The organism is Massilia sp. P2_C2, from assembly GCF_056404615.1.
This window is the reverse complement of record NZ_JBFUDR010000284.1, coordinates 1-8,173: the sequence shown is the minus strand read 5'-3', so window position 1 is coordinate 8,173 and position 8,173 is coordinate 1. Positions and strand designations below refer to the sequence as shown.

The 8,173-nt window shown below is 59.0% G+C and carries 4 protein-coding genes; all 4 read left to right on the top strand.

Annotated features, from left to right (window positions below; translation table 11 throughout):
• On the top strand, positions 1-226 hold a 226-nt coding region (locus AC1DYX_RS24650), incomplete at its 5' end, for a transposase (RefSeq protein ID WP_477263771.1).
• Positions 227-1,001: 775 nt separating this feature from the next.
• Entirely contained in the window at positions 1,002-1,340 is a 339-nt protein-coding gene (locus AC1DYX_RS24645) for a hypothetical protein (protein ID WP_477263769.1), read from the top strand.
• A gap of 168 nt (positions 1,341-1,508) precedes the next feature.
• Positions 1,509-4,979, top strand: coding sequence for an FG-GAP-like repeat-containing protein (locus AC1DYX_RS24640; RefSeq protein ID WP_477263767.1), 3,471 nt, complete (start codon positions 1,509-1,511; stop codon positions 4,977-4,979).
• 103 nt (positions 4,980-5,082) lie between these two features.
• The coding region (locus AC1DYX_RS24635; protein WP_477263765.1) for an RHS repeat domain-containing protein at positions 5,083-8,173 on the top strand (3,091 nt) is incomplete at its 3' end.

Sequence of the window (8,173 nt, the reverse complement as noted above, 5' to 3'; positions counted from 1 at the left end):
TGACGGTGCGCTCAAACTTTTCTACCTACCGCCCTATTCGCCGCACCTGAATCCCGACGAGCAGGTATGGGCACACGTGAAACGCCAGGTCAGCAAGCAATTCGTGCAGGACAAAGACGGCATGAAAAAACTCGCTCTCGGTGCTTTGCGCCGTATTCAGAAGTTACCGGCGATGGTCCAATCGTTCTTTCGCCAGCAGGAATGCCGGTACGCCGCGCAAGCATAGCTTTACTTTCTAGAAGGTTAGTACATCTTGTCGCGACATCTGTTCACGCCTCTCCAAATGCGTCGGGCGGACCTTTTGCGTCACAGTGTCATGACAACGAAAGATACTTATGGTGGCCTGGCTGTGTCTACAATTCCTCAGGGTTGTTGCGTGGTGGCAATTGGATAGAATTCCGACTTTGATGCTGTAATAAAATCCGATTCCACGAGATAACTCTTGATCTGGCGGTCGCTTACGACAGTCATCGCTTTGCCGGGCCCGATAAAGAGATTGAGTGCTGGGGTAAGAGGATAATTAGGAGCTTAGCGCATTTTTTTAAGAAGATTTATGGTGAAGCTCCTTCTCGCGGTAACGTCGGTGGCATGTATTTTTCGCACCGTCCATCGCAGCGGCAGCTGCCTATCAGGGAGCAATTTTCAGTGTTTTTCCTTATAACGGGCTCGTTTACATCGCAGTGATCGGGGGCGGATTCGACGGTGCGGCGACTACTTGCCAGTCGGGTTTTAGTAATGTTGTGATATATGCAATCGATCCTGGCACATCGTTTGGCCGAGTACTGGTTTCAACCGCATTGGCTGCGAAAGTTTCGGGGAAGACGGTCTATGCCGTAGGTAATGGCGTTTGCGGTAATGGAAATCCCTGCAATGGCCGAAGCTACGAAACATTGAACGGTCCGGATTTGAAGGGTTAAAGCAGGATGGATGGGGCCGAATGCTTCCTGTGTTTGGGCTTTAAGATTTGAAATGATCGTTTGATTAAATAGAAGTGCGAAACGATGTTGAAAAAATTCTTTTTGATTCTTTTATTGCTGCCCATGCATGCCTGGGCAGCTTATTCCTGCAGCGTCAAGGTCGTGAACGTGCTGGTTTATCAAGATGGCACGGTTAATGTCCTGCACAGCGGTCGGGGGGATTACACGGTAATCTGCAGTCTTTCCAGTGACAGGAATCAAGTCAGCACATCAACCTGCGCAATGTGGACGAGTATGCTTTTGGCAATCAAGAAAAAAGACGGAACTGCGGAGTTTTACTTCAACGGCGACGGGAATTGCTCGACCATAGCTACGTACGGGTTGGCTCCTGTGCCGGTATATATCGGTGACATTACGCCGTAAGTATTATCTTTCGCGATCGGTTTGATTCGCTGAAATTAGATGAATGACGGCTATCGTGCCGGCCTCAACAGTTTTTAATAACACAAGCAGCGGGAAGAGACTTCGCATGCCGCCAGCAATGGCTACATCATGCCTCTCCATTCTTCCGGCTGTCAGGGGAAGTAAACAATGACGACACATGGTAAAGGCAACGAGATTGGATATCTTCGTCGAATAGTGGCGGGAAGCGGCAGTGCACTGCTGCTTTTGATGACACTTGGTGTAACAGCGCAGGCTGCCAGTCCGGTATCAATCTCAGACAGCGGTACGCCGTCGTACAGCCAGTCTATCGTCGTACCTCCTGGCATCGCCGGCATGGCGCCCAACCTCGGTTTTCTCTACAGTGCCAGCAGTGTCAATGGCCCGGTCGGCTATGGCTGGACCGTGCAAGGTATTTCGATGATCACCCGCTGTCCGGGCAGCAAACTGCTCGATGGCTATGCGCGCCCGGTCGATTACACAAGCAACGACAAATTGTGCCTGGATGGCCAGCGTCTGATCCAGACCGATAGTAATGGTGTCGTGGTCAACGGCAGTGTGACTAACCCTGGCGTGACCAACCCGTTCCAGCAAAACGATGCCCTGGGTGGTGGCGGCATGGTGCGTGAGTACCGTACCGAGAAGGATATGTATGCGCGCATCCGCGGCTATGGCTCTGCCAATGGCGATCCGAACAATGGCCCGGCGTATTTCAAGGTCTGGACCAAGAGTGGCCAGATCTACGAATACGGCGTTAACAGCAACACGACGGCCAATGCGCAAATTACCGCGCAAGGCAAGAATCTTGTGGTGGCCTGGCCGGTCAGCCGGATCAGCGACACGGTGGGCAACTACATCGATTTCCAGTACGAACAGCGCGACGTGACTTGGGGTAGCGCGAACGCCAGCGGGGTGGTCCCGGGACGTGAGTGGAACGTTACGGAAATCCGCTACACCGGCAATGGCAGCCAACTGCCAAGCAACAAAGTGGTGTTCGAGTATGTGGACCGGGCCGACAACGTCAATGGGCCGCAAGACCGCAGCGAAGCGTACCACCAAGGTAGTAAAAATGTGAGCGTTCGATTGCTCAGCAAGATCCGCACCTATATCAACTGGCCTGCCAACGTGGTTCAGGCTACCCCTCCGACCGGAGCGGTGAATGTCAAGACGTACCGCCTGACGTACGACTCGGGACCGGTGACGAACCGCAGCCGGCTGACGAAGATCGTCGAATGCAACGGCAACGAAACCAAGTGCATGCCGGGGACGAGTTTCAATTATGCCGCAGGTGGCTCGGCCCGCTATGTCTACAATACCAATTTCCGGAGCGGCGCTCTGGCGACGCTGCCCATGCAAAACACGGCGAGTAGCTATGGCCTGCTGTTGGGAGACTTTAATGGCGACGGCAGGACGGATTTCATCCGCTGGTCGGACACGCCAGCGCAAAATGCGCTCTACCTCTCGAACGGGGACGGAACGTTTTCGCAGTCCATAAGCTTCAACCTCACGGGAAGCAACCTGCTCAAGAGCGACGGCTGTTACCAGTCGTACGTGGCCGATTTCAATGGCGATGGCTTGCCGGATATCCTGCGCGTGATGCAGGCGACCTCGAGTTCCAATGCCTCGTGCGGTACGGTCCAGAACATTCTCTATGTGAACAATGGGAATGGCACCTTTGCGGCCACCACGATTACCGGGATCGATTTCTCGCAGGTCGTGAGCACCATGACGCCAATCACGAACTGCTCCGGCAGCACCGGCTACTGTATCCCGTCCACGATCAACGGATTGTCGCAAACGGCTGGCGCAAATTTCCATCTCATCGATGTGAACAATGACGGCCTGATGGATATCGTCACGACGATTATTCCGGCCTATACCACCAGCAACCCGCCGAGTAGTGTCAACCAGCCGTATCCTTATGCGCCGCCCAACGATGCGCAGTTGTGCGCGTCGACGATCTGCACGCACGTCTATGTCGCCACGAAAACTGCCAATGGGGTTACCTTTACGGAACGCACCACCACCAATCTGGCGCATCGTTCCGTCTATGCGCAGCCTCTGAACAAGACGTCAGGAGTCCTGTGGTCTCGTCCCTATGTGCTGGATGTTAATGGCGATGGCGCCGCAGATTTCGTCGTCAATTCCGGCACCTGGATTTCGCGAGGCACCGGCGACTTCGATTTGGCACCGAATAATGCCGTGTCCAACATCGCTTGTGGTCTAGCCATCGATGTCAATGGGGATGGACGGACCGATTGCCTGTATCCGTCCGATAACCGGTATAGCCAGTGGCTGGCCATTTCGCGCGGCACAGCTGCCGGCGACACCAACAGCGGCAAGGCGACGAATTTCAATCTCACGAATGCAGGACAGGAGATGGGCGGCACCACCGTCGGCGTGTCGGTGGCCGACATCGACGGCGACGGCCGCGGCGACATCCTGAGCTGGAATGACGACCCCAGCAAGAACGTCGTGTATTTGTCCAATGGTGACGGCACGTTCCGCCCAGCGACCGACTTTTCCCTGGTGAACGTCCAGTTGCAAAAGAGCGATGGCACGGCCGCGTACTACCTGGGTGACTTCACCGGCCGTGGCACCACCGAGATTCTGCGCGTAGTGGCCAATCCGACTGCCAATACGGACACCATCAACCAACTGTACGTCAAGGCGGATCCCACTCCGGCGGACCAGTTGCAGTCGGTCACGACGGCCACCGGCCTGACCACCAGCCTGACGTGGGTCCCGTTGACGAATTCGGTCTCGGGTTCCTTGGGCGCCCGCTATACCAGTGACCGCGGCAGCGCGACCAATGCCGCCAGCTATCCCGTGGTTGACCTGACCGTGCCGACCTACGTGGTGGCGACCACCTCGGCGGACAGCGGCGTGGGCAGCAACCGGGTTAACACTGAGTATGCGTATGCCGGGCTGAAAGCTGCCGCCGATGGCCGCGGCTGGCTTGGCTTCCGCGAGACGCGCAGGCAAAGCCCGGCGCCGGACGGCTCGAACTTGACGGTGTGGACCCAATTCCTGCAGGACGGTCCGCAGACCGGCGTGGCGAGCGTGACGGAAACGCGTCTTGGCGCGTTGAACGCGACCAGTCCGCAGGTCCTGAGCCGCAGCACCTTCATTTATTGCGACAAGACGGCTGCCGCCGGCGCCGAGGCGAGTGCCACGAGCGCAGCACCGTGCCCGACCACTGCGCAAGTCAAGCAGCCGTACTTGTACCAAAGCAAGGAAGACGGCTGGGATCTGGGCGGAAATGTTTTGCCGAGTGTGACCACGACCAACACGTTTGATAACGGCGGCAACCCGACTCAAGTGGTGGTGAGTACGACCGGCACCGCGCTGGGTGCGGTTCAAACGTTCACCAAGACCACGACCAATGTTTACCGTGACGCCAATACGGCGGGCGACAACTGGCTCCTTGGACGCCTGAAGACTGCCACAGTGCAGAACACGGTGCCCAATAGCCTGGGCAGCATTGCGACCAGTGCCGGCACGGCGCCGAATGCCGCAGCCACCGCTGGCACTCTGCCGCCCGGTTCGGTAGTGACGCCGAATCCGGCCACGTTGGCAGCCATTCAGGTCGTCGTCAATCTCCTGTTGAACGACGATTAGAACCGATAACCGGATAGAGGAAGAAGTCTGGCGTGCCTGGACGGCGATGTTACGCCGCCTAGGGCACGCCAATTCAGACCAGTCATACGGAAAGCATCGATAGATGACCCACCAGAACAAGAACAAACCTTTTGGCGGCATGCGCCAATTGCTGTCGGCCGGCCTCATGCTGCTTGCGAGCGTCGTCGTCGCGGGCGCCCAGGCTCAGGTGCCGACCAATCCGTACAGCTACAGCCGGACCAGCGCGTTCGACTACGACGACACGACCGGCTTGCTCAAGTCGGAAACCGTAGAGCCGGGCAACCCGAACCTGTGCGTCACGACGACCTATCAATACGATGCCTACGGTAACAAGACCACGGCAACCACGGCCAACTGCGCCAATGCCAGCGGCCGCGCSTTGTTCAGCTCGCGCACCGGCAGCAGCACCTTTGACGCGCAGTCGGCCACGATCTCCGGCACGGCGGTTCCAGTGCCGGCTGGCGCCTTTCCCACCGTCGTCACCAATGCCCTGAGCCGGTCCGAGACCAAGGTCTTCGATCCCCGCTTCGGTGCCCCCACCAGCCTGACCGGCCCGAACGCCCTGACCACCACCTGGGATCTCGATGACTTCGGCCGCGTCGTGCGCGAAAAACGCGCCGACGGCACCAGCACCGTGACCGCTTATTGCTTCCTGGGTGGTGTCGATCCCAACAGTAACAGTGACCTGTGTTCGCGACTATCGACCAGTGAGGCTCCGGCCGATGCGGTCAGCTTGGTGCACACCGAGCCGCGCGATACCAACGATGTCAAGAACGGTCCGTTTAGCCGCGTGTACGTCGACCGTGCCGGGCGCAAGCTGCGCACGGTTACCGAAGCGTTCGATGGCGCCACCCAGCCCGGCGGTAGCAGCCGCCTGATTGTCCAGGACGTCGATTACAACGCCCAGGGGGTAGCGATCGTCACCACCCAGCCGTACTTCTTCGACACGAAGTTGTCGGTCAATGGCGGCAGCACGGGCTACGGCAAGACCCGCACCGATTACGATGCGCTGGGCCGCGCGACGATCGTCTACGTCGCCGATGGCCAGGGCGGCCTGGCGGGCGTGCCCTTCGGCAGCCGCGGCAGCGCCCAGGCTTCGATCACGACGTTCAGCTACACCGGCCTGACGACGATTACCGTCAACGACAAGGGCCAGTCCCGCACGGAAGAAAAGAATGTCGATGGCAAGGTCGTGCGCGTGACCGACGCGTACGGTGCCCAGGTGGCATACCAGTACGACGCCTTTGGCAACCTGGTCGTCACCAAGGATGCGCTGCAAAATATTACGACTGTTGCCTACGACATTCGCGGCCGCAAGGTATCCCTGACCGATCCGGATACCGGAACGACGCAATACGACTACGACGCGCTGGGCCAGATCGTGTGGCAGCAAACGGCCAACCAGGCCGCCGCCAGCCAGGCCACGACCCTGGCTTACGATCTGCTGGGCCGCCTGACGCAGCGGGTCGAGCCGGAATACACGAGTACCTGGACTTACGACCAGTATGCCGATGGCAGCACTTGCGCCAAGGGTATCGGCAAGCTGTGCGAAACCAGCACCACCAACGGCATCAACAAGAAATTTGTCTTTGACAGCCTTGGGCGGCCAATCAATACGCGTACCAGTGTGGTCAACGGGCCGAGTTTCGCCGCGGCGGTCAGCTACGACAGCGTCAATGGCCGACTGGCCAGCCAGACCTGGCCGACCGGCCTGGCTGTCAATTACAACTACACGGCCAAAGGTTTTCTCAATACGGTGACATTGGCGCAGGCCGCCACGGTCAATCCGTTGCCCGCTACCGCGGGTGGCACACCTGGGCCGGGCGCGACGTTGACCGCTGGCAGCGTGCTGTGGCAGGCGCAAGCCTATAACGCCTGGGGCAAGGCCGAGCAATTCGTCTATGGCAACAACGTCGTCAGCAAGGCGAGCTTCGATGCCCAGACGGGTCGGGTCCTGGGCCAGACGGCTGGCACCGGCACGRCGACGGCGGTGATGAATTACAGCTATGTCTACGACAGCCTGAATCACCTGACCGGCCGCACGGAYGCCAATGGCGACGGTACGACCGGCGCGGTGACYGACGGCTACGTCTACGACAGCCTCGGTCGCCTGCAAAGCTACACCGTCAATGCGCCGGCGATTCCGAACCTGGCGCGCACGGTCAGCCTGCAATACAACGCGCTGGGCATGCTGCTGTACAAGAGCGATGTCGGTGCCTACACCTATCCGGCGCAGGGCGGCAMGGGTCCGCATGCGCTGCAAAGCGTGTCSGGCGCCTTCAGCGCCAGCTATACCTATGACGCCAACGGCAACGTCAAGACCGCCAACAACGGCGGCTGGCGCAGCGTGGCGTACACGAGCTTCAACCTGCCGGACAGCCAGAATGGCGTGCAGGGGCCGGGCGGTACGCAATATGTGTGGCAATACGACGAGAACCACCAGCGGATCAAGGAAAGCCGTACGAACGGATCGGGCACGCGTACGACCTGGGATCTGCATCCGGACAACGTGGGTGGTTTGTCCTTCGAAAGCGAGCAGTCGGGCAGTACGACGAGCAATCGTCACTACATCAGTGCCGGCGGCCAGATGATCGGCGTGCTGGTCAGCACCGGTGCGCTGCCGAGCCTGGCTGCTGGACAAACGGCGCCGCCGGCGGTTTCGAGCTTGACGTTGGTGAAGGTGGAGTACTGGCACCAGGATCACCTGGGCAGTCTGGCCACGACGACGGACCATACGGGAGCGGTGACGGCGCGCTACAGCTATGACCCGTTCGGCAAGCGACGCTACACGAACGGCAACTACGATGCGAACGGCAACCTGGTGATCGACTGGTCGACGGGGACGAACAATGGTGACGATCGCGGATGGACCGGGCACGAACATCTGGACGACGTGGGCATCGTGCACATGAACGGACGGCTGTTCGACCCAACGCTGGGGCGGTTCATGCAGGCCGATCCGTTTGTGCAGAACGCCGGCAACCTGCAGAACTTCAACCGCTATGGGTACTGCTACAACAACCCGATGACGTGCACCGACCCGAGCGGGCTCCTGTTCGGCGGGATGTTCAGTGTCCCGGTCATCGACAACCTGTGGAACAACCATATCAAGGCGTATGCGCCGATGATTGTGTCCATTGCGATCTCCGTCTATTTGCCGGGCGCCGAGTGGT

What these genes read in the sequence shown, in the direction of transcription:
- AC1DYX_RS24645 (WP_477263769.1), top strand. Translation starts at nt 1,002, where the DNA reads ATGTTGAAAAAATTCTTTTTGATTCTTTTATTGCTGCCCATGCATGCC.
- AC1DYX_RS24640 (WP_477263767.1), top strand. Translation starts at nt 1,509, where the DNA reads ATGACGACACATGGTAAAGGCAACGAGATTGGATATCTTCGTCGAATA.